Source organism: Tepidiforma bonchosmolovskayae (assembly GCF_008838325.1).
GTDB classification, from domain to species: Bacteria; Chloroflexota; Dehalococcoidia; order Tepidiformales; family Tepidiformaceae; genus Tepidiforma; species Tepidiforma bonchosmolovskayae.
Window position 1 is genome coordinate 59,295 of record NZ_CP042829.1, and the last position, 22,378, is coordinate 81,672.

The 22,378-nt window shown below is 68.1% G+C and carries 21 protein-coding genes and 1 riboswitch; of the genes, 10 read left to right on the plus strand and 11 right to left on the minus strand.

Annotated features, from left to right (window positions below):
* Positions 1-26 precede the first annotated feature (26 nt).
* Complete coding sequence (locus tag Tbon_RS00325; RefSeq protein ID WP_158065769.1) at positions 27-287, minus strand: hypothetical protein; 261 nt, start codon at positions 285-287, stop codon at positions 27-29.
* Positions 288-338: 51 nt separating this feature from the next.
* A complete protein-coding gene (locus tag Tbon_RS00330; protein WP_192498023.1) occupies positions 339-1,124 on the minus strand; it encodes an alpha/beta fold hydrolase in 786 nt (261 codons plus the stop codon).
* 81 nt (positions 1,125-1,205) lie between these two features.
* Between Tbon_RS00330 and Tbon_RS00335 the strand changes: the two genes are divergently transcribed.
* From Tbon_RS00335 to Tbon_RS00350, 4 genes are read left to right on the plus strand one after another with little or no spacing between them, the layout of a single operon-like run.
* Positions 1,206-2,132 carry a TIGR03564 family F420-dependent LLM class oxidoreductase gene (locus Tbon_RS00335; protein ID WP_158065771.1) on the plus strand — a complete coding sequence of 309 codons (927 nt, stop codon included), beginning with the start codon at positions 1,206-1,208 and terminating at the stop codon, positions 2,130-2,132.
* Positions 2,133-2,178: 46 nt separating this feature from the next.
* On the plus strand, positions 2,179-4,536 hold the full coding sequence (locus tag Tbon_RS00340; RefSeq protein WP_192498024.1) for an endonuclease MutS2: 2,358 nt from the start codon (positions 2,179-2,181) through the stop codon (positions 4,534-4,536).
* 5 nt (positions 4,537-4,541) lie between these two features.
* Positions 4,542-5,945, plus strand: a complete 1,404-nt coding sequence (locus tag Tbon_RS00345; protein ID WP_225734653.1) for a replication-associated recombination protein A — start codon at positions 4,542-4,544, stop codon at positions 5,943-5,945.
* Positions 5,929-6,261, plus strand: coding sequence for an alkylmercury lyase (locus Tbon_RS00350; protein WP_158065773.1), 333 nt, complete (start codon positions 5,929-5,931; stop codon positions 6,259-6,261). The genes Tbon_RS00345 and Tbon_RS00350 overlap by 17 nt, the downstream gene beginning before the upstream one ends.
* Positions 6,262-6,265: 4 nt before the next feature.
* Here Tbon_RS00350 and Tbon_RS00355 read toward each other — a convergent pair whose 3' ends face one another.
* The 7 genes from Tbon_RS00355 to Tbon_RS00385 all read right to left on the minus strand — a co-directional run bounded on the left by Tbon_RS00355 (position 6,266) and on the right by Tbon_RS00385 (position 13,151).
* Positions 6,266-6,889: a histidine phosphatase family protein gene (locus Tbon_RS00355; RefSeq protein WP_158065774.1), complete on the minus strand. Its 624-nt coding sequence runs from the start codon at positions 6,887-6,889 to the stop codon at positions 6,266-6,268.
* Between the two features lie 2 nt (positions 6,890-6,891).
* Complete coding sequence (locus Tbon_RS00360; protein WP_192498025.1) at positions 6,892-10,128, minus strand: nitric oxide reductase activation protein NorD; 3,237 nt, start codon at positions 10,126-10,128, stop codon at positions 6,892-6,894.
* Between the two features lie 82 nt (positions 10,129-10,210).
* Positions 10,211-10,822 (minus strand): metallophosphoesterase family protein, encoded by a 612-nt coding sequence (locus Tbon_RS00365; RefSeq protein WP_158065776.1) that lies wholly within the window; start codon positions 10,820-10,822, stop codon positions 10,211-10,213.
* Between the two features lie 8 nt (positions 10,823-10,830).
* Positions 10,831-11,718 carry a CbbQ/NirQ/NorQ/GpvN family protein gene (locus tag Tbon_RS00370; protein ID WP_318655376.1) on the minus strand — a complete coding sequence of 296 codons (888 nt, stop codon included), beginning with the start codon at positions 11,716-11,718 and terminating at the stop codon, positions 10,831-10,833.
* Between the two features lie 3 nt (positions 11,719-11,721).
* Positions 11,722-12,342 (minus strand): dephospho-CoA kinase, encoded by a 621-nt coding sequence (gene coaE / locus Tbon_RS00375; RefSeq protein WP_192498026.1) that lies wholly within the window; start codon positions 12,340-12,342, stop codon positions 11,722-11,724.
* Between the two features lie 68 nt (positions 12,343-12,410).
* Positions 12,411-12,635, minus strand: a complete 225-nt coding sequence (locus Tbon_RS00380; protein WP_158065778.1) for a hypothetical protein — start codon at positions 12,633-12,635, stop codon at positions 12,411-12,413.
* A 9-nt stretch (positions 12,636-12,644) separates the two neighbouring features.
* Positions 12,645-13,151, minus strand: coding sequence for a DUF402 domain-containing protein (locus Tbon_RS00385; protein WP_158065779.1), 507 nt, complete (start codon positions 13,149-13,151; stop codon positions 12,645-12,647).
* Between the two features lie 56 nt (positions 13,152-13,207).
* Between Tbon_RS00385 and Tbon_RS00390 the strand changes: the two genes are divergently transcribed.
* The 5 genes from Tbon_RS00390 to Tbon_RS00410 all read left to right on the plus strand — a co-directional run bounded on the left by Tbon_RS00390 (position 13,208) and on the right by Tbon_RS00410 (position 17,591).
* Positions 13,208-13,996, plus strand: a complete 789-nt coding sequence (locus Tbon_RS00390; protein WP_158065780.1) for an enoyl-CoA hydratase/isomerase family protein — start codon at positions 13,208-13,210, stop codon at positions 13,994-13,996.
* 1 nt (position 13,997) lies between these two features.
* Complete coding sequence (locus tag Tbon_RS00395; RefSeq protein WP_158065781.1) at positions 13,998-15,377, plus strand: hypothetical protein; 1,380 nt, start codon at positions 13,998-14,000, stop codon at positions 15,375-15,377.
* A gap of 67 nt (positions 15,378-15,444) precedes the next feature.
* Positions 15,445-15,556: riboswitch (SAM riboswitch) on the plus strand.
* Between the two features lie 186 nt (positions 15,557-15,742).
* Complete coding sequence (gene thrC, locus Tbon_RS00400) at positions 15,743-16,987, plus strand: threonine synthase (protein WP_158065782.1); 1,245 nt, start codon at positions 15,743-15,745, stop codon at positions 16,985-16,987.
* Positions 16,987-17,229 (plus strand): NIL domain-containing protein, encoded by a 243-nt coding sequence (locus Tbon_RS00405; protein ID WP_158065783.1) that lies wholly within the window; start codon positions 16,987-16,989, stop codon positions 17,227-17,229. Before thrC ends, Tbon_RS00405 begins: the two co-directional genes overlap by 1 nt.
* A gap of 80 nt (positions 17,230-17,309) precedes the next feature.
* Positions 17,310-17,591 (plus strand): ubiquitin-like small modifier protein 1, encoded by a 282-nt coding sequence (locus tag Tbon_RS00410; protein ID WP_158065784.1) that lies wholly within the window; start codon positions 17,310-17,312, stop codon positions 17,589-17,591.
* A gap of 10 nt (positions 17,592-17,601) precedes the next feature.
* Here Tbon_RS00410 and Tbon_RS00415 read toward each other — a convergent pair whose 3' ends face one another.
* Both Tbon_RS00415 and Tbon_RS00420 read right to left on the minus strand, forming a co-directional pair.
* A complete protein-coding gene (locus Tbon_RS00415; protein ID WP_158065785.1) occupies positions 17,602-20,052 on the minus strand; it encodes an AMP-binding protein in 2,451 nt (816 codons plus the stop codon).
* Positions 20,049-20,819, minus strand: coding sequence for an MBL fold metallo-hydrolase (locus Tbon_RS00420; RefSeq protein ID WP_158065786.1), 771 nt, complete (start codon positions 20,817-20,819; stop codon positions 20,049-20,051). The genes Tbon_RS00415 and Tbon_RS00420 overlap by 4 nt, the downstream gene beginning before the upstream one ends.
* A gap of 302 nt (positions 20,820-21,121) precedes the next feature.
* On the opposite strand from Tbon_RS00420, the gene Tbon_RS00425 reads away from it, so the two are divergent.
* Entirely contained in the window at positions 21,122-22,282 is a 1,161-nt protein-coding gene (locus Tbon_RS00425) for an acyl-CoA dehydrogenase family protein (protein ID WP_098503863.1), read from the plus strand.
* Positions 22,283-22,378: the final 96 nt, after the last annotated feature.

The window sequence follows — 22,378 nt, forward strand, 5'->3', positions numbered from 1 at the left end:
CAGAGTATACCGCCGGACGGCATCGTTCAGGCGGCGCGGTTGGCGCGCCGGCGGCGTGCGCGCTGCGCCGTACGTGTGACGGGCTGCTGGCGCGCATTGAGCGCGATGATGCTGGCGGTCCGCCGCTGCCGGCGTACTGGCGGCTCGATGGGCGGCAGCGCAATCGACGAGGGCGCCGCAAGCACGACCCGCGTGATGGCGTTCGAAGGCTCGACCCAGCCATCATCGCGCTGACGGCGCAGCAGGGCGTCGACGATCGCCCGGTAGAACCGCATCAGCCATGCCATGGGGAGTAGACGATAACCGGGGGATTCCCCTAATGGCAACCACTCAGCAACTCACCAGTTTCCCCGCTCGACGGCCTCGAGGAACGCGCCGACGACGGCATTCCACTCGGCGGCGCGTTCGAAGTAGCACGAATGCCCGGCGCCAGCGATGACGTGCACCCGGGCCCCGCTGACGAGCGAGGCCGCCTCGCGGATCATCTCCGGCGGCGTGATGGCGTCGTACTCGCCGACGACATAGAGGATCGGCACACCCAGTGAGGAGAGGAGTTCGTGCATGGAGCCGCGATAGCCGGGCGGGGGCGGACCCAGCAGTCCACGGGGCCTCGGCGGATTGAGCGCATTAATCTGCCGGTAGAGCAGGGCCAGGGCTGGCTCTTCCGCTTCGAACCCGGGCGCGAGCGCCTGCTCCCGGAGGCTTGCGCCGCCGCGGTCCTCGCGCAGCTCCTGCTGCATCGCCCTGATGCGGTCGTTCGTCGCGCCGGCCGTCGTCCCGCACAGCACAAGCGACGCGATGCGCTCCGGAGCGAGGCGCGCGAGCCCTGCTACCGCCCGACCGCCCATCGACTGGGCGACGATGTGGGCGCGCTCGATGCCGAGATGCTGCAGGAGTGCAAGGAGGTCGGTCCCGAGGGTCGTGCGGCCCACAGCCATGTCGCCTCGCGACAGGCCCCAGCCCCGCGCATCGTACGTCGTGACCCGGTAGCGGGGAGCGAAGGCCGCGACCTGCTGCCACCAGGCGAGGTGGTTGCCGCCAGCGCCGTGGATGAGTACCAGGTCCGGCCCCGAGCCTTGCTGCCGGTAGTAGATGTGGGCGCCGTTCACCCGGGCGTATGGCACGCAACGGAGTCTACCGCGCGGCCGCGCTTCACCGGAGCGCGGCAGCTGCGTAGGCTCAGCCCCACACCCAGGAGGTACGCAATGAAGATCGGGCTCGGCATCGGCATTACTGGCAGCGAGGGCATCGACGACGTCATTCGACAGATCCAGCGGGCCGAAGAGGCAGGATTCGATTCCGCCTGGCTTCCGAACATCTTCGGACTGGACGCCATCACCACCATTGCTGTGGCAGGCAGGGAGACCTCGCGGATCGAACTCGGAACATTCGTGGTCCCGACCTACCCGAGGCACCCGGTCGCGATGGCGCAGCAGGCGCTCACCGCGGCTGCGGCCGCTGGCGGCCGCTTCACCCTCGGGATCGGTCTCAGTCATCGCATTGTCATCGAAGGGATGTTCGGCCTGGACTATTCGAAGCCGGTCCGCCACATGCGGGAATACCTGTCGGTCCTCATCCCGCTGCTCGAGGGGAAGCAGGTCCAGTTCCGGGGCGAGGAGTACCGCGTCCAGGCCCAGCTTACCGTGCCCGGGGTGTCCCGGCCGTCGGTGGTCGTCGCGGCGCTCGGGCCGCAAATGTTGAAGCTTGCAGGGCGGCTCGCGGACGGCACGGCGACCTGGATGGGCGGCGCCAGCTATCTCCGCAACACCGCGATCCCGGCGATCCGCGCGGCCGCAGCCGAGGCCGGCCGGCCGGCGCCCCGGGTGGTCTCGGGCTTCCCGGTCGCGGTGACGGACTACCCGGACCGGGCGCGTGAGTCGGCGGCCCGCATCTTTGCGGTCTACGGGCAGCTGCCGTCCTACCGCGCCGTGCTGGATGTCGAGGGAGCAGCCGGGCCCGCGGACGTGGCCATTGTCGGCTCCGAAGCGGAGGTCGAGGCCCGTCTCCGCGAGCTGGCCGCTGCCGGAGTCACCGACTTCAACGCCTCGCCGTTCCCGGTCGATGGGGACCCGGGCGCCGTTCGCCGGACGGTCGAGTTCCTCGCTGCCGCCCGGCGCGAGGGGCGCATCTGAGGCAGGGAGTTTCGCGCCGCAGCAGCGTTCGATACGCTCGAACTGCATGAACGACCACACGCTGCGCGTTCTGGAGTTCGAACGCGTCCTCGACATGCTTGCCGGGGAGGCCTCCTTCAGCATGGGGGCCGAGAAGGCCCGGGCGCTCCGGCCAGCCACAACGTGGGAGGGCGCGCGTCAGCTCGCGCAGGAGACCGCCGAGATGCGCCTGCTCGACCAGCAGGGCATCGACATCCCGTTCTCCGGAGCCCGGGACATCAGGCCGCACCTCCGCGCGGCCGCCATCGGCCAGATGCTGGAACCGGGGGCCCTGCTCGAATGCGCACAGGTGCTCACGACCGCCCGCCGCGCCCGCCTCGTCCTGGAGAAGGTCCGCGATCGTGTTCCGACGCTTGCCGCGATCGGGGACCGCATCGGCGATTTCCGCAGCTTCGCCGACGAGGTCGAGAACGCTATCTCGCCGCGGGGCGAAGTGACCGACGCGGCAAGCGACCAGCTGGCGCTCGTCCGGCGCGAACTGCGCGCGGCGGAGGCCCGGCTTGAGCAGCGGGCCCAGGCTGCGCTCGCCGATGCGGTGCGCAAGGGTGCCGCGCAGGAGGGCCTACTCACCGAGCGAAACGGCCGGAAGGTGATCCCGGTGCGGTCCGACAGCCGGTCGGCTGTCCCCGGCATCGTCCACGACGTCTCGTCCAGCGGCGCCACGCTGTTCATTGAGCCGTTCGCCGTGGTGGAGGCGGGCAATGCCGTGCGGGAGCTCCGGCTGGCTGAGGAGCGGGAGGTCCGCAGGGTCCTGCAGCGGCTGACGGACCTGCTCGGCATTCGCGCCGAGGAAGCCCTTCGCTCGGTCGAGGCACTCGGCGACCTCGACCTGATCCATGCCAGGGCGCGCCTTGCGCGGAAGATGGGCGCCGCCCTCCCGCCGGCCGGCGAGGTCGAACGATGGTTCGGGCCGGGAGGGTCGACCCAGCTGCGCCGCGCCCGGCATCCGCTGCTGCGCGGCAACGTCGTCCCCATTGACGTGACCGTTGGGGAGTCGCCGCAGGGGATCCTCATCACCGGCCCCAACACAGGCGGCAAGACCGTCGCCCTCAAGACCATCGGCCTGCTCACGCTCATGGCACAGGCAGGTATGGGCGTGCCGTGCGACGACGGGAGCCGGGTCCGGTTCTTCCCGCGCATCTACGCAGACATCGGCGACGAACAGTCGATCGAGCAGAGCCTCTCTACCTTCTCGTCGCATCTGCGGAACATCATCAGCATCCTCGGGGAGGCCGACCGCGATACCCTCGTGCTGCTCGACGAACTCGGCGCAGGGACTGACCCGGCCGAAGGAGCGGCCATCGCCCGGGCTGTCATTGAAGAGCTGCTCGACCGCGGGACCACCATCGTCGCAACAACCCACCACGGCGAGCTGAAGGTCTTCGCGCACAGCGACCCGCGGCTTGAGAACGCCTCGGTGGAATTCGACCTCGAAACGCTCAGCCCTACGTATCACCTGGTCGTCGGTCTCCCCGGGCAGTCGAACGCGCTGGCGATCGCCCGGCGTCTCGGTCTCGACGAGCATGTGGTCGAGCGGGCTTCGGAACAGCTTTCACCGGGGCACTTTGAGCTGGAGGAGCTGCTTGCGGAGATTCGCAGCCAGCGGCGCGAAGCCGAAGCAGCCCGTGCTGCTGCAGAGGCTGCCCGCCAGGATGCCGAGCGGCTCCGCCGCGAACTCGCGCTGGAGCGGGAGGCGATTGAGCACGAGCGCGCCGCACTCCTCGCCGAAGCGAAACGCGAGGCCGACGACACCCTCGCCCGGATGCGCCGGGAGCTCGAGCAGCTGCGGAGGCGCGCAGCGGAGCGCCAGTTCGACCCGGTGGCTGCCCAGGAGGCGCTCCGGCAGGCAGAGCGCGAACGGGAGCAGCTCGCGCGCGCGGCCGTGGCGCGGCGGGCCGCAACTGCCTCACCCGTCATCACCCGGGAGGTAGAGCCCGGCGACCTCGTTCACGTGCGGGATATCCCGCAGCTCGGCGAGGCGCTGACCGCGCCCGGGGAGGATGGCCGGCTCGAAGTGCAGTTCGGCAGCCTCCGGATGAAGGTGAGCATCGACCGGATTGACCGGATCGAGAAGCCCAACCCGTCCGGCGGCCGGGTGGTTGTCCCCGCGGGTCCGCAGGTCAGCCACGAGCTCGACCTGCGCGGGCAGCGCGCTGAAGCCGCGCTGGAGCGGTTCGAGAGCTACCTCGACGCGGCATACCGCGCGGGGTTGCCGTTCGTGCGGATCATCCACGGGAAAGGGACGGGGGCACTCCGGGCTGCGATCCGCGAGGCCCTGGCGAAGCACCCGCTCGTCCGGAGTTACGAATCGGCGCCGGCCGCGGAAGGCGGCGATGGCGTCACCATCGCCCTGCTTGCGGGCTAGCGGCCGTGGATCGCCCGCCGCTGCAATCCGGCTTCGATTTCGGCAACGACGAGCCGGCCGCCGCGGGAGGGGCCGATGCCCCGCTTGCCGCACGGATGCGGCCCCGGACGCTCGACGAGGTGTACGGGCAGGATGCTGCGGTCGGGCCGGGGTCGATGCTCCGCGAGCTGACCCGCCGCGGCAGGTTGCCGTCCGTGATCCTCTGGGGGCCGCCCGGCTGCGGGAAGACGACGATTGCCCGGCTGCTGGCCCGGTCCACCGACGCTGCCTTCGTTCCGCTCTCGGCAGTCACCTCGGGTGTGGCCGATCTTCGGCGGATCATCGGCGACGCCGAACGCGCCCGCCGCGCCGGGCGGCGGACCGTCGTCTTCATCGATGAAATTCACCGCTTCAACCGCGCGCAGCAGGATGTGGTGCTTCCGCACGTGGAGGAGGGGACCATCACGCTCATCGGGGCGACCACCGAGAACCCGTCGTTCGAAGTTGTCGCACCGCTGCTGAGCCGGGTCCGCGTCGTTCGGCTGCAGGCGCTCAGCGAGGACGCCATCGCCAAGCTGGTCGACCGGGCCCTGGCCGACCAGGAGCGCGGGCTCGGCAACCTCGGCCTGGCTCTCGACCCGGAAGCACGGGCGCTGCTGACGCGGAGCGTGAATGGAGATGCCCGCGCAGCCCTGACGGCCCTGGAGATCGCGGCAGACCTCGCGCTCGCGCGCGGGAGCGCAACGATTGACCCCGGGGATATCGCCGGCGCGCTGCAGGACCGGCGCCCGTACCACGACCGACAGGGCGACGCCCACTACGACACCATTTCGGCATTCATCAAGTCAGTGCGGGGGAGCGACCCGCAGGCTGCGCTCTACTGGCTCGCGCGATTAATCGAAGCCGGCGAGGACCCGCTGTTCATCGTGCGCCGCATGGTCATCCTCGCGGCCGAGGACATCGGGCTGGCCGACCCGCAGGCGCTGGTCGTCGCCACCGCCTGCCAGCAGGCCGTTCACTTCGTGGGCATGCCCGAGGGCGCCATCCCGATGGCGGAGTGCGCGGTGTACCTCGCCCTCGCTCCAAAGAGCAACAGCGCCTACGCCGCTCTCGGCCGGGCGCTCGAGGATGCCCGCTCGACCGCGGCAGAACCGGTCCCTCTCCACCTGCGCAATGCGGCAACGGGGCTGATGGCCGCGTTCGGCTACGGCGCAAGTTACCGGTACGACCACGACGAGCCGGGCCACGTTGCCCGCGGACAGGCGCATTTGCCGGAACGGCTCGCTGGCAGGGAGTATTACCAGCCGGGAGCAACCGGATGGGAAGCGACCGCGTCTCAGCGATGGCGCAACCTGCTTGCCGGGCTTCCGCAACCCGACGCACCACTCCCGGAAGGAGCCGAATCGACGCCCGATGACTGTGAAGATTGAATTCCTGTTTTCGAAAGCCACAGGCCGGAGCCCCGAAGCGGAAGAGGCGCTCCGCCTCGCGCTTGAGGCGACCGACCCGTCCATCGAGGTGACGTACGTCGAAGTCGACGGGATGGAGGATGCGCGTGCGAAGCGATTCCTCGGCTCACCGTCCATCCGTGTCAACGGCATCGACGTCGAGTACGGCGAGCGGGAGCCGGACGAGTACCAGAGCGGCACGCGCTACTACAACACGCCGCAGGGATGGAAGCCGTACCCGCACGCGCGGCTCATCGCCAACGCAATTCTCGAAGCGCAGACGCGCGCAGGCCGGTAGCCGGTCAGCCAGTGTCGAACGCGGTCGCCAGTCCATCAAGATGGCAGCCGTCGTTGTGCCGGGCGAGGACGAGCCGACCGCGACGGTCGCGCTCGATGACGGTCAGCGAGCAGTTGCCGACGTGAAAGACACCGCGCCGCACGAGGTCGACGCCGGTCACCATATGGCAGACGGCAGAGACGACCCCGCCATGCGTGACCGCGACGACGTCCCCATCGAATGCGGTCAGGAAGTCGAGCGCTCGGCGGACCCGCGACTGGAACTGTTCCCGACCCTCCTCGCCGGGGAATTCGACGCGCTCCCCTCGCCGCTGCGCCTCGAGGATGCCCGGGTACCGCTCGCGGACCTCGGCAACGGTCAGCCCGGACGGCTCGCCGATGTCGTACTCCGAAAGCTCCGGCAGCGGAACGGCGGTGCGGCCGAGGGTCGAGCCGAGGATCTCGGCCGTCAGGCGCGCCCGGCGCTGGGGACTGGTCGCAAAGTGGACCACCTCCATGCCGGACAGCCTCCCTGCCAGGCTGCGGGCCTGCAGCTCGCCGCGGGGCGTGAGTCCGTAGTCGAGCCGGCCCTGGAAAACCCGGCGCGCATTCCCCTCCGATTCGCCGTGGCGGACGAGGAACAGGCGCATTGCTACTCCGTGAGCCGGCGGTAGAGCGTGGGCAGGCGGCTGGGCAGCGACTCGATGTCTGCGACCACCTCGTACCCCATGTCTTCGCACATCGTCTTCAGGTAGTCGTGCCCGGCGCGGTCGACGGTGAGCGCGAATGGGGTGATGCCCTCGCGCTTCGCCTCGTTCAGCGCCTGCTTGGTGTCGTGGATGGCGTATTCCTTCTCAGTCCGGTCGCGGCCGTAGCCGTGGTCCTGCGGGCGGCCATCGCTCAGCAGGAAGAGGATTTTCACCTTGGCATCGGTCTGGAGGAGCTTGTAGGTGGCGTGGCGGATCGCCGGCCCCATTCGTGTTGAGCGGATCGGGGTGATCTTGTCGAGCCGCATCTTGATCTTCTGGTCGAGCGTCTCGTCGAAATCCTTGATGACGAAGAACTCGACGTTATCGCGGCCGTATCCCGAGAAGCCGTAAATGCCGTACTGGTCACCGATGGTCTCGAGCGCCGTCATCAGGAGCACCGTCGACTCCTTCTCGAGGTCGATGATTCGCTTCGGGGGCGACGTCAGCTCCTGCCGGCGCTTGGAGACCCACCAGCTCAGGTACTTCCGGGGGTCGTCGTAATCGTCATCGTCGAACTGCTTGTCGCGCTTGTTGATCTCCTCATCCGTGCTGGCGGACATGTCGATGAGGAACGCCACAGCGACGTCGCGCTCGATTTTGTTGCGGCGCCAGTAGATCTTCTCGGTCGGGTTGGCGCCGGTGCGCTTCTCGACCATCCATTCGATCGCTGCGTCGAGGTCGAAGTCTTCGCCATCCGGAAGGCGCTTGATTTTCCGGAACATCTCCGGCTTCATCAGCTCGAACTGCTTGCGGGTCTGGGCGACCAGCCCGGCGTGCTCGCGCAGAGCCTTCTCGTAGAAGTCCTCGTCGCCTTCCTCCAGCTTCGCCTCTTTTACCGCGCACCAGCGCGGCTTGTAATCCTGGGCGCGGAAGTCCCATTCGTCGTAGTAGTAGACCGTCACCACCGGCTTGAGGGGCTCTTCGCCTTCGCCCTCGCCGGTCGACTGGTCGCTTGTCGGCTGGCCGCCCTGCTCGCCCTTCTCCGAAGCCGGTGTTCCGGCCTCCTTCAGAAGGTTGGAGAGGAACATCCCGGTGGAGGCGTCGAGGTCGCCCTCGTCCATGGCGTCGAGGTCGATTTCGACGCTCTTGGCGAGGAGCTCCGCGAGCTGCTCCGGGGTGAGGGGCACCGTCTGCTGCTTGCCGGCCTGGCCGCCCTGGGCGTTCTCGCGCAGCTTCATCAACAGGTCGACGAGCTCGGGCTTGAAATCTCCGCGGAAGTCGATCTCCTGCGGGCTCTCGTACTCCTCCTCGCCCTCGCCGCTGCCGCCGAGCTGCGCCTGTGTGCCCTGTCCGCCCTCCTCCCCGGCTGCCTCCATCGGCATCGCCTGCCCGGCCTCCATCGGCTCGACGGAATCCCAGTCGGCGGGGTCGAGATCTTCGTGGATGTTCGGGATGGCGATGGCGATTTCGTACAGCGCCAGGGCCGCCTCCGCAGCGTCCTCCACGGTCGCCGCTGGCTGCTGCACGGCACGGAGGATGCCGAGCGCACGGCTCATTTCATCGGCGCGCTCGCGCGGCCACCGCACCCGGTGGAGGCCGTCGAGGCTGGCGCGGACAAGGTTCTCGACGAACGCGTTGCGGAGCGGCATCAGCTCCACAGGCGGCCGGCGCTCGAGTTCTTCGGCCTGCATGCGCACCAGCTGCCGCCGGATGCCGCCGTACTCATCCTTGACCCGGGCGTCGATGCGGGCATCCTCGGCGATGGTGAACAGGTCGCTGGCAAGCTGCCGGTCCGGGAAAAGGTCGAAGAACTCTTCCATGTCAGTCGTCGCCGGCCGCTCGCGTTCGCGCGCGAAGGCAAGGCGCCGCAGCGGGAACACGTTGCCCGGCCGGCGGAACTCGAAGGCGAAGCTCCCGAATTCGATGTGGGCCGCCTGGTGGGTGGCAAAGACCTTCATGGCGGCGAAGTTGTCTTCCTTCGCAGGGAACCGCTCCATCAGCTCGGGCAGAAAGATGGTTGTCCCGTCGGTGCTGGCGCGGTGCTCGTCGACCCAGCCGATGCCCTTCTCGGCGAGCGATTCCGCTGTCTGGATGCTCACGTTGCGGCCGGTGAGCGCCTTGCAGTACAGCCGCAGCACCTCGCCGATGCGTGACAGCTCGACACGGGCCGAAAGGTTCTCGAGGATGTCCTCGGCGCGGGTCGACTGGAGGCGGAAGTACGCCTCGCCGCCCTCTTGGCTGACCTGGAGGATGCGCAGTCCGGCCTGCTGCCAGGCTTCGAGCTCGTCGATGCGGATCCGCTGGAGGACGGTGGGCATGACGGTGATGAAGTCCATCGCGGCGAACGGCGAGTACGGGGCGAGCTGCTCGGCCAGCATGATGACCTGCTGATGGTCGGTCGGCTCGAGTTCGCCGAGCGCGTTGGCGGCATCCTCGAAGTACTGGAATACCGAGCGCTGGTGGCCCCGGGCTGCCTGGGCTGCGAGCAGCAGGAACCGTTCCCGAAGGGGGGCGTGGACCTTTTCGAGGAGCGGAACGCCGCGGTCGAAATAGAGGCGCGAGTCGGCCCACGAGCTCTGGGCCAGCTCGGTCGCGAAGGTGATGAACGGGAGCCGGTCGTCCTCTTCCAGCCGGGCGAGCACCGCCGGTGCCGAGGCGAGGCAGGCGCTCGCGAGCTCATAGCTGTGGCGCGCGAGTTCATCGATGAAGATGACGAGGCGGGAGGCCTGCCCCATGCGGATGATGCGGAAGAGCTCGGGCGCGACCTCGTAGAACTGGGCAGCGAGAGAAGAGCTTTTCCAGTTGCCCTTGTAGAGCCGTCGGCCGAGCTCGGCCCAGGCGTGCATGTGGCCCGGCCCGATTGCCTGCATGGCGGCCGGAGCGGCCCGGAGGAACGAAACAGCCAGCGGCGCTGATTCGGCCGCCATCTGCAGGGCGTCACGTCCGACGGTCTCGATCGCATCCCAGGTCGCCGACTCGGGATAGGCCGTACCGGCCTTGAAGTACTCAACCGCGGCCTCCCAGCTGCGGAGGCTGAGCGCAGTCAGCTCCATGCCGGTTTCGGCCCAGGCCTGGAGCTGCGAGGGGCTGAGCCGGCCGGCCAGGGCACGGAGGCCGGCTTCGAACTGCTGCTGGAGCGGCGCGGGGAAGCCGGAAAGGCGTTCCTGGTGGCGGGCGAGGAGTTCGGTCACGATGGACATAGGGCGGCTTCGGCGACGACCTCCTTGCCGTGGCGATGCGCTGGACCTGCGAATTTCTGAGGGGATGCGGGGACGGTGCGGGTCACTGCTCCCCCGAATGGCGGACAAAGTTGCGGGTCGGGTCAGGATAATCGTAGAAGACGACTTCCCCGGTTGTCGTGTCCCAGGTCGCGCAGGAGAGCTGGAAATCGTTGCGGTGGTCGCGGGGGTCCCCCGCGGACCCGGGATTGATGACAAGAACATCCCCCACGCGGAGCGCCATCTTGTAGTGCGTGTGGCCCACGATGAGCACGTCGCAGGGCAGCTCCGCGGCCCGCGCCCAGATCGGCTCATGCGGGTAGTGGTAGTCCTTCCAGGGCTCCCACGGGGAACCGTGGGTCATCATGACCTTCTTGCCGTCGACCATCCGCTCGACCCGGTACGGCTGCTGCCGAAGCCAGGCCACGAGGTCCTGGTCGACCTTTGGGCTGGAGAGCGCGCGCTGGCCATCGGGGCCGAGCAGCGTCTCTTCGTGATTGCCAAGCACGACCACGGCATCCAGCTCGCGAAGCCGGGCGACCACCTCGTTCGACCAGCGGAACTGGAACACGCTGTCTCCTGCACACCAGAGCTGGTCGAACGGCGTCATCAGCTCAAGCGCCCGTTCGAGGCCCTGGATGTTGCAGTGGATATCGGACACGATGCCGAGGCGCACAGCTGCCCCTACTCGAAGATGCTCGTCACCACCTCTTCGATGGAGCGCTGCACTTCGGAGTCATCGGTCAACGCCCAGGTGATGGCGACCTGGCAGGCGCGCCGGGGGGCAATCCCCTGCGCGATGAGGCGGCCGGCGTAGACGAGGAGGCGGGTGCTCACGCCCTCGCCGAGGCCATGCTCCTTCAGGTTGCGGACCTTCTCGCCGAGGCGGGCGAGGTCCATCGCAGTGCGCTCATCGCAGCCGGACTCGTGTGCGATGATCTGGGCCTCCGCCTCCCGTGGTGGGTAGTTGAACTCGATCGCGATGAAGCGCTGCCGCGTCGAGTGCTTCAGGTCCTTGAGCGCGCTCTGGTAGCCGGGGTTGTAGCTGATCACCAGCAGGAAGCCGTCGGCGGCTTCGATAACCTGCCCGAGCTTCTCAATCGGGAGGAGGCGGCGGTAGTCGGTCAGCGGGTGAATGAGGACGGTGGTGTCCTTCCGCGCTTCGACCACCTCGTCGAGGTAACAGATGGCGCCGACTTTGACCGCCCGGGTCAGCGGCCCGTCGACCCAGCGGGTGCCGTCGGTGTCGAGGAGATACCGCCCCACCAGGTCGCTCGCGGTGAGGTCCTCGTGGCAGGCGACGGTGATAAGGGGCATCCGGTGCTCGACTTCCTCGCCGGTGCGGGAGGAGATTTTCATCATTGGGCGACCGAGCCGGTAGGCCATGTTTTCGACGAAGCGGGTCTTGCCGGCGCCGGTCGGGCCCTTCAGGAGGACCGGGATACGCTGGCGGTACGCTGTTTCGAACAGCTGCACTTCATCGCCGATTGGGAGGTAGTACGGCTCCTCATGGACGCTGTACTCCTCCACGGCGTAGATGGTTGCTCCCTGGACGGACCCGTTGTCAGCCACTGGCTAGTTCCTCCCGGCTGCTGCCCGCAGCCGTTCCTGAAGTGAATCCCAGGCCTGCTGGATGCGCGCATTCAGCTCTTCCAGCGTGCCGTTGTTTTCGATGATGACGTCGCCCCGGGCAATGCGCTCCTCGTTCGTGAGCTGCGAGGCGATGCGCGCGCGCGCGGCATCCGGGTCGAGCCCGTTGCGGGCGGCCAGGCGCTGAACGGCGATTTCCGGGTCGACCACGACGACCCAAATCTCGTCGACGAGGTCCTCCCAGCCCGCCTCCAGGAGCACCGCCGCCTCGAGGACAACGATGTCGTTCCCCGCGGCCTCGAATTCGGCGAGCTGCTCGCTGGCAAGCCGCCGGATGCCGGGCCAGACAATGTCAGTAAGCTTCTTGAGCTCGTCGGGTTTGCCGAAGACCTTGCTCCCCAGCACCTTGCGGTCGATCGTGCCGTCGGGGGCGACCACCTCGGGGCCGAAGGTCTCGACCACCTTCTGGTAGGTTTCGGTGCCCGGGTCATAGGTGCGGTGGCCGAGGATGTCGGCATCGATGACGGGGATGCCGCGTTCGCGGAAAAAGCTGGTCACGGTGGATTTGCCGCTGGCGATGCCGCCCGTCAGCCCGATTACGTGCACAAGGGACTCCGGCTGCGATGTCTGAATCTTCAGTCTACCGCGATGGTAAGGGGCTCACAAACGAAGCGTTATCGGCGGACGGGGTTCCCATCTTTGTCGTAGAGCACCTCGGGGGTCCCGAACTTCCGGTTCAGGTATCCGTACCCCACGAGCGCCAGGACGCCGCCCACGGCCCCGATGACCACGCCCAGGACCACATCAGAAGCGTTGAACCGCACGAAGAGGAAGGCGATGAAGGTCGCGATGAAGCCGAGGAGGAAGGCGTTGACGTAGGGCCGGAGCAGGCGGGGCATGGGTGCATTCTACGCCTTGCGGGCGGGGGCGTAGCGGGCCTCGAGCCGGGCGGCTTCATCGATGATGTGGCGATAGCGGGCGTGGACCTCGCGGTCTGCTGCACGGGCGGATTCCAGGTCCGACGGGGTGAGCAGGCCCGCTTCGGCGAGCGTTTCGAACTCGTCGCGGTCTTCCTCGAGCAGGATGTCGCCCGGGAGCACCCACCAGTCGAGCACGAGGTCGCGGTAGGTGACGCTTTCCGGGGCGATGGCGACGTCGGCCACAGCGTCGAAGCGGTGCGCAATCAGCCGGCCGAGCGGGTCGCGCCAGCGGTAGAGGTTGTAGGGCCGGCGCGCCCAGAAATAGCCGAGCGAGATGGAGCCGGGCGGCACGGTAACCGGGATATCAGGCGGGCCGCCTCCGCGCTGCATGTCGAATCGGACGATGACAACGCCGCGGCCGAGGTGAACCAGCTGCGTGGCGTACTCGCGGCGCTCGCCGCCCGGCTTCAGCTTTACTTCGAGGTAGACATCCATCGCAAGGGCGACTCCCGCGGAGTATTCTGCCGCCGAAGACCTCCAGGAGCCCGACGATGACCGATTCCGGCTTCTCGAACATCCGTTATGAAAAGCGCGATGCCATTGCCATCATCACCATCAATCGCGAGCAGGCCCTGAATGCCATCGATATGAAGACCTCGAGCGAGATGTACCGCGCCTGGTGCGACTTCCGGGATGACGACGCGCTCCGGGTCGCAATCCTGACCGGCGCCGGGGAGAAGGCCTTCTCGACCGGAATGGATCTCGTCGCGACTGCACGGGGAGAGAACCAGTTCGATGGCGGGAAACCGGTTCCCTTCGGCGGCTTCACCCGGCGGATGACGATTGACAAGCCGATCATCGCCGCCATCAACGGCTACTGCCTTGCCGGCGGCCTCGAACTCGCCCTCGCCTGCGATATCCGCATCTGCACCCCAGATGCCCGGTTCGGCCTTCCTGAAGTGCGGTGGGCGATTATGCCGGGCGCCGGAGGAACGCAGCGGCTGCCGCGGGCGGTCCCGGCGGCGTGGGCAAACTACATGATCCTGACGGGAGAACAGATCGACGCCGAGACCGCGCTCCGCATCGGCCTCGTTTCGCACATCGTGCCGAAGGACGAGCTGATGGACCGCGCCCTGCAGATCGCGGGCGTCATCTGCGAGCGCGGCCCGCTCGCCGTCCGGGCGGCGAAGGAGGCGATCCGGCGGGGGCTCGACATGCCGCTCGACCACGGTCTCGCGTTCGAAGAGCTGCTGTTTACGCGCCTCATGGCCACCGAGGACGCGAAGGAAGGGCCGCGCGCCTTCGCCGAGAAGCGGAAGCCCAACTACCAGGGGCGATGACATGGACCGGCCCGGCGCCCGCCGTGTTGCCGGGCTGAGCGGAGGGGTCCTGCTGCTCTCGCTGCTCCTCCTGGCCGCCTGCACAGCGGAACGCCAGGCTCCGGCGGTGCCCGGCATCGTGGCCGTGACCGCCGAGCGCATCCGTGACGAGCATGGCCTCGCCACCACACGGAGCAGGGTGACGGTCACGTTCGACGGCCCGGTGGTCCCCGCCCAGTCCCGGATTCCGCTCGCATCCCATTTCGAGTTTGATGTGCTGCAGGCCGACGGCAGCGCGAAGCGCGTGCTGGTCAAGACGGCAGAACGAAGCCCGGCCGACCGGCGGCAGGTGGTCCTCGAGGTTGACGCCCTCGTGACGAGAGGGAGCACGCTGCGGGTTTCGCGCCGGGCGTTCAACCCGGCCGCCCCGGGGGTGGTCGAAGCGGAGGTGGGCGCCGGGCTCGAGCCCGTGGCAGCACTGCTCGCCTCCGTCGCGCTGGCCCCGGCCGACCCGGCCTTCTTCGACCCCCCGGCGCCGCGGGCGACAGACCCGGCCGACGACGACCCTGCGGCGATGCGCGCGGCGCTTGCGCGGCACCTGCGGCAGCGGGGAACAGACGCGGCGACCATCGCCGATGCCCTCGCGGTCTACGACGCGATCCCGCCGGCGACGGTCCCGGCCCCAAAGCTCCGGGCCGCGCTCGCCGCGCTCGTCGGCACCTTCGCGGAACCGGCCCTCACCGACCTCCTGACAGCGCAGAACTGCACCGGGCTGCCGGCGGCGTCCATCGACTTCCGCACGCCGCCGGGGAATGAACGGCTGCTTGCCCGGGTTACCTACACCGGCAACGGGGCCCGCGTGGTTTCGGTCGAGCCGGGCCTGCGGGATGAGCGGTTCGAGCTGCTGATGCCGCTCCTTGCGCACGAGGCCGTGCACTGCGACCAGGCCGACAGCCGGGTCGAAGAGATTGTCACCACGGCCTTCGACACGCTGCTCTTCCTGCAGCTGGTGGCCGCCGACCCGTCGCTCGCCCAAGAGCGCTCCCGGCTGGCGCGCGAGCTGCGGATCGACGCGCTGGCACTAATCAACAGCGGCGGCGTGTGGCCCGAATCGATCGGCGTACTCCGCTCGCCCGGCGTGGTGCAGGCGCTGCCCGGTACGAACGCGGACCACCGGTCGTTCGCCGAGTTTGTGGTGCGGTCGTACCCCTCCGTGAGGGAGCTTCAATCGCCGACAGAGCCGCTGGCGGCGGCATACATGGCGGGGCTTGCATCCGGGGCGGGCGTCACCGCGGGCGACCCGTTCGACCTTCGCCAGCTCGACGACCTGCTGGGCCGGGCGCTGGATATCGGGGACCTCTTGGAGGTCATCCGCGCTTTCGGGCTCGAGCCTGCGGGCTGACCAATAACGGGTTGTCGCCTTACGGCACTGTCGTGCTAGCATTGGCACAATCCCGCGAACGTGGCCGCTCGTATCGAGATGGGGTTGAGGGACCGGCCCGATGAAACCCCGGCAACCTGCCCGGCAGGGTAAGGTGCCAAGTCCGGCCTCCCGGGTTTTCCCTGGGGGAAAGATGAGAGCGACTTCGCTCCGAAACACGGCCCACGCGGAACGAGGAGTTGCCGAGATGGTTGAGTTCCTGGGCCGAATGGTCATGCTCTAGCCCCTCACCAGAAGGGGCCTCCCGCACCGTCGTCGCCGTTGCCCGCCGAGCGCTGCGCAGCCGCGCAGAGCTGTTGCGGGCCCACCGCTCAGGGAGGAAGAGCATGAGCTTTGCAAAGAATCTCCGCTGCCGTGAATGTCACCGCGAGTACCCGCTCGAAGCGCGGCATGTGTGCGACTTCTGCTTCGGGCCGGTTGAAGTTACCTACGACTACGAGGCCATCCAGAAGAATGTTTCGAGGGAGCGGATCGAACGGGGGCCGGCCTCGCTCTGGCGGTACCGGGATTTCCTGCCCTGTGACCCCGACTCCGCAATCGATATCGGCGCCGGGTTCACGCCGCTGGTCCGCGCGAAGAACCTGGGCAGGGCCCTCGGGCTGAACAACCTCTGGATCAAGAACGACACGGTCAACCCGACCTGGTCGTTCAAGGACCGTGTCGTCGCGGTCGCTGCGAGCCGCGCGCGGGAGCTGGGATACGACAAGCTGGCCTGCGCCAGCACGGGCAACCTGGCGAACAGCGTGAGCGCGCACGCCGCTGCGGCCGGGATGGAGGCAGTGGTCTTCATCCCGCACGACCTCGAACTCGGAAAGGTGCTCGGCTCGAGCATCTACGGGCCGACGCTGGTGAAGGTACGCGGCAACTACGATGCGGTGAACCGCCTCTGCGCCGAGCTGGCCGGCTCGTACAACTGGGCGTTCGTCAATGTGAATGTCCGCCCGTACTACTCGGAAGGCTCGAAGACGCTCGGCTTCGAGGTTGCAGAGCAGCTTGGCTGGCGGGCCCCTGACCACTGTGTCGTGCCGATCGCCAGCGGTTCGCTCTTCGTGAAGATTCGAAAGGGGCTCCTGGAGCTCTGGAAGACCGGCCTAATCGATGAGCCGAAGACACGGATGAGCGGGGCGCAGGCCGCCGGCTGCTCGCCGGTCGCGACCGCATGGCAGGAAGGCTCGATGAACTTCCGCCCGCAGCGCCCCAACACGATCGCCAAGTCGCTCGCAATCGGGAACCCGGCCGACGGCTACTACAGCCTCGTCCAGCTGAAGGAGACGGGCGGCGCCTGCGGCAGCGTGACCGACGACGAGATCGTCGCCGGCATGAAGCTGCTGGCCGAGACGGAAGGCATCTTTGCCGAGACGGCCGGCGGCGTCACGATCGCTTCGCTGAAGCAGCTCGCCGAACAGGGCAGAATCCATCCTGACGAGCTCACCGTCGCGTTCATCACGGGCGCCGGGTTCAAGACGGTCGAAGCGGTGGCCGAGGCGCTCAACCCGCCGCTCGAGATTGACGCGACGATTGAGAGCTTCGAAGCTGCCTACGGTGCCCGCGTGGCACAGGGAGTCGCCTGATGGCCGTCAAACGCGTCCGGTTTACCTTCCCGGAGAACCTGATCCGGGAGCCGATTATTTACCGGCTCGGCCACGAGTTCCGGGTCATCACCAACGTGCGGATGGCCGATGTCGACGAAAAGACCGGGTGGGTTGTCCTCGAACTCGAGGGTGAGCCCGACGAGATCGAACGGAGCCTCGCCTGGGCACAGGAGCGTGGTGTCCGCGTCGACCCGGTGACCGGGGACATCGTCGAAGGCTAGCCGGCATCGAAGGCACCGCACCCGCTGCCAGCCGCTGCAACCTGCAACCGAAACCTGCACCTGCAAGGAAGGATGACACCGTGCCCATCAATGTCCGCATTCCCCAGCCGCTCCGCCCGCTCACGGGCAACCAGCCGACGGTCACTGCCGAGGGTACGACCCTCGCGCTGCTCGTCGACAACCTCGAACGTGCCTACCCGGGCATCAAGGAGCGGATGGTCGACGAAGCCGGGCAGATCCGTCGGTTCGTCAACATTTACGTCAATGGCGACGACGTCCGGTTCCTGGACGGCCTCGAGACGGCCCTGAAAGACGGGGACGAGGTGAGCATCGTACCCGCAGTCGCGGGCGGCGCGTACTGAGGCCGCACGCTCAGGCGTTCCGGACCGCTTCTTCCAGCCGCCGCGTTGCCTCCTGGTAGGAGGTGCCGGGCTCGAACCGGATGGGCTCGCCGATGCTGACGCGGACCCGCGCCCGCGGGTGGGGCAGCCATTTGCCTTCGTAGAAGCCCGGCCGGAGCACATCAATCCGCATCGGCAGGACGGGCACCCCGGTCTCGACCGCCAGCAGGCCCGTGCCCGACTTGAAGGGCTGCATCGGACCGATGACGGTCAGCTTCCCCTCGGGGAAGATCAACACGTTCCACCCCTCGCCAAGCATCTTCGCGACGTATTCCAGGCTCTCGCGGACCCCGGACCCCTCTTTCGCGAACGGGAAGGCGTTCCCGAGCAGACTGGCGAAAAAGCCCCGCAGCCGGTTTCCGAAGATGTCACTGGCGGCGGCTGCGATCGCAACCCGGCGCCGGAAGCCGGGGGGCATGCTCCGCAGGAGCATCGCCTGGTCGAGGTGCATGTTGTGGTTGGAGATGATGAGACAGGGCTGCTGAACGGTCGCGAAACGCTCCCGGCCGCGGACCTCCACGCTATAGCCGACGCGAAGCAGCGGGAACACGAAGAAGGAGAGGAGGGCATGGCGGAGCCACTGGACCGTGCGCCAGCGCGGCCAGGTGGGGAACCTTCGGATGCGCACCTTCCGTTCGCCTTTGGCTACCATGCGCCGAAGCTCACCGATGGTAGTCTGCGGGCCGACGTCGGCATCGTCCACGTAGACGCCCAGCTCGTCTTCGACGGCAGAGAGCAGCTCGACCCGAGCCAGCGAATCGAGCCCGAGGTCTGCCCCAAGGTTCGTTGCATCGTCGAGCGGTGCGTCGGTGCGGCGGAGCGCCGCGATGATGCGGAGGAGCGGGTCGGCAACTTCCTGCTGCGGGGCCGCTGGCGGCGGCCGGTGTTCACGGAGGTACGCCTCGACGAGCGGCCGGCGCACCTTCAGCGTGTGCGTCCGCGGGAAGTCCGGCTCCGGCCACGTGCTCCAGCCGAGAATCTGCTGGCGGGCGTCGAGCTGCTGGTTCGCCCGCCGGACCGCTTCCGCCGCTGAGCCGGGCTCGGCCTCCGCGATGACCGCGTGGAGGCGCACCTGCCCATCGACCGCGAGCCCGAGCACGACGGCGTCCGTCACGCCCGGCTGCCGCCGGAGGACAGCCTCGATGTCCTCGGGGTACACGTTCTGGCCGTCGGCGAGGACGATGAGGTCCTTCTTCCGGCCCTTGAGGTACAGGTAGCCATCCTGCAGGTAGCCAAGGTCGCCGGTGCGGTACCAGTCGCCATCGAATGCCGCCGCGGTCGCCTCGGCTGCCTGCCAGTACCCAACGAAAACGTTCTCGCCGCGGGTGAGCACCTCGCCGTCATCGGCGATGCGGACCTGCTGGCCGGGCAGGGGCCGGCCGACGCTGCCGACGCGGCGGTCTTCGCGCGGGTTGATGGTGACGATCGGGGCGCACTCGGTCGTTCCGTAGCCTTCAACGACGGCGATGCCCATCGCCTCCCACTTCAGCTGCACCTCGGGGTCGAGCGGAGCGCCGCCGCTTGCAACGAAATCGAGGGCGCCCCCAAAGCGCGAGAGGACGGGGCGGAAGACGAACCGGCGCCCGCGCGCGGGGAGCGGCTGGGCGATCCGGCGCATCATCTTGAGGAGGCCCATGCGGCCGTGGGCCGCCGCCTCCCGTTCGATACCGGCCATCAGCAGGCTGAGCACCTGCGGCACGCCGATGATCACGGTCGGCTTCCACTCCTGCATGACGCGGCTCAGGGATGCGGGCTGCCGGCTGGCCGGGTAACAGACTGCGGCGCCGGCCGCAATGGGCGCGAAGCAGCCGGCAGTCTGTTCGAACATGTGGCTCAGGGGAAGCAGCGACAGCATGCGCGTCCCCGGGCCGATATCGATGACCGACAGGCCGGATTCGACGTTCGCCACGATGTTCCGGTGGGTCAGCATCACGCCCTTCGGGTCGCCGGTCGTGCCGGAGGTGAAGATAATCTCGGCCAGGTCGCTCCCCGAAAGCGGCGGGCCGGCAAAGGGACCATCGAGCGGCGGGCGCACGTCCTCGAGGACGAAGGCGGGCACCTCGAGCCGGGCAAGCTCCTCGGCCTGGCTTCGCCCTGCGAAGGCTGCCTTCGGCTCCACCCTTGCCACAACGCGGGCAACGAACTCCGGCGAGCTGCGGACATCGAGCGGCACCAGCACGCCGCCGGCGATGAACGTGCCGAACATCGCAGCGACCCATTCGGGCTGGTTCGGGGCCCAGGCGATGACACGGTCCCCCTTGCTCACTCCGCTGCTGGCCATGAGGCGGGCCCAGGCGTGGGAGCGCCGCAGCAGGTCGGCATAGGTGTAGCGTGTGGTGCGCACGCCGGCCCGCATCGTCACTGCCACCCGGTCCGGGTAGCGCGCTGCCGAAGTTTCGAGCAGCTCGACGAGCGTGTTCATGCAGGCAGGGAGCGCGCGAACTCGCGCACCTTCAGGTCGGCATCACGGACGATGGGCCGGAAGTGGCTGAAGCAGAGGGTGTCGAAGTCCAGCTCCGCCAGCCTGCGGATGGAGGCGGCGGCCTGGGCCATGTCCCGGGTGAACAGGCGGTGCGGCGGCATGAGCCTGCCGAAGCGATACTGCATGGCATCGCCGACGATCAGCACGCCGCGCTCCGGGAAGTGGAGCGCGATGGAGCCCGGCGTGTGACCGGGGACGTGGATGATGCGCATCCCGCCAAGCGCCGGGAATTCGTCACCATCGCGGAGGTAGACGTCGATGCGCGCCGGGCCGGGGTCGACCCGCAACAGATACGGCTCGCAGATCCGCGCGAGAAGGGCATGGGCGAACGGGCTCGGGAGCGGTCCGTCGCCTTCGACGTCGCGGGCTTCGGCCAGGTGGATCCCGGTCCGCGCGGGCACCCACCGCTGAAGTTCGGGGAGGCCGCCCACGTGGTCGAGGTGGGCGTGGGTGATTATGATGTCGCGAATGTCGTCCGGCGAGCGGCCGATCTCGCGCACAGCTGTAAGGATCCGCTCACCTGAGCCCGGAGCACCGGTGTCGACCACCGTGATGCCGTCATCAACGAGCAGGTAGGCGCGCGAGGCGCGGGTACGTACCTGGTAAAGCCCGGGAACCACTTCGACGCAGGGGCGGAGCGGGAGCGGTTTCAATTCGTTCCAGCGCTCCTGCCACACCGGCCGGCGGTTGAGGGCGGGGTTGGTCATGCCTGGGGAAGGATACCAGAAGGGGGGCGGTGCGGTGGCCGGCCGGAGGGCAGATGGAAGCAGAGCAGTAGGAGAAGGGACAGAACCAATGCCGGCCACCGCACCCGGGTGGGACAATGTGAAGACTATCACGAGCGCGGGGAGCCGGGAAGGCGGCAGCCATCGAAGTTTCCACGGGGTGCTATCGAGAGCGCGCTGAGAGAATTCGAACGCCGTTCGCTTGCGGGCCGGGGACCGGTCCTCCACAATCGGGAAACGGAACTCCCATTCCGGGAGACACGACAGCAGCAAAGGAACGACGCATGGCGATCAATCTCGGCGACAACGAACGCGAAGCGGCATGGCGCAAGGAGGTCCGCGAGTTTATTGAGAAGGAGGCCCCGGCTGCACTTCGCGCCGGCAGCGAGGGCGGCGGCGAAGGCGGCCTCTTCGCGCGGATGGGCGCCATCAAAGAATGGCGCGATAAGCTCGCGGCCAAGGGCTGGATTGCGCCGGCCTGGCCAAAGAAGTACGGCGGCGCCGATATGAGCGTCGTCGAGCAGTTCATCATGAACGAGGAGTTCGCCGAGGCCGGGCTGCCCGCCAACGTTGGCGGGTTCGGCGTGATGATGATCGGGCCGACCCTCATCGAGCATGGCACCGAGGAGCAGAAAGAAGAGCACCTCGGAAAAATCCTGCGGGGCGAGGTGATCTGGTGCCAGGGCTACAGCGAACCCGGCGCCGGCTCCGACCTCGCCAGCCTTCAGACCCGCGCCGTCCGCGATGGGGATGATTATGTCATTAATGGCCAGAAAATCTGGACGACGGGCGCCCAGTTCGCGGACTGGATGTACATGCTGGTGCGCACCGACCCGGACGCGCCCAAGCACCGCGGCATCACCTACCTGCTCGTCGACATGAAATCACCCGGCATCACCGTGCGGCCGCTGACCACGCTCGCCGGCACCCAAACATTCAACGAGGTCTTTTTCGAGGACGTCCGCGTCCCGGTGAAGAACCGGGTCGGCGAAGAGAACCGCGGCTGGTACGTCGGCACCACCACGCTGGACTTCGAACGCTCGTCGATCGGGTCGGCCGTGGGTATCCGCAAGCAGCTCGAGGGGCTGATGCGCCAGGCGAAGCAGGGCAAGGAAGCGAAGTTCCACAGCGACAGCGTGCGGCGCGAGTTCGCCGACCGCTGGATCGAGGCTGAGGTGGCCAAGATGCTGAGCTACCGGGTCGTCTCGATGCAGGCTGCCGGCAAGATCCCGAACTACGAGGCGAGCATGTGCAAGCTTTTCACCAGCGAGCTCAGCCAGCGCATCGCGAACCTCTCGATGCACCTCTACGGGATGTACGGCAACATCCGGAACCGCGCGTCGATGGGCTACATGCAGGCAGTCTCCGCGACCATCGCCGGCGGCACCACGGAGGTGCAGAAGAACATCATCGCGACGCGGGGCCTCGGACTGCCCCGCGGCTAACGGCGCCCAATCCTCCCTGCATCGATACCGCGCGCGGCCCCGGGCCTGGACCCGGGGCCGTTGCCGTCGGCGCCCAACCCCCGATCGACGGAAGCC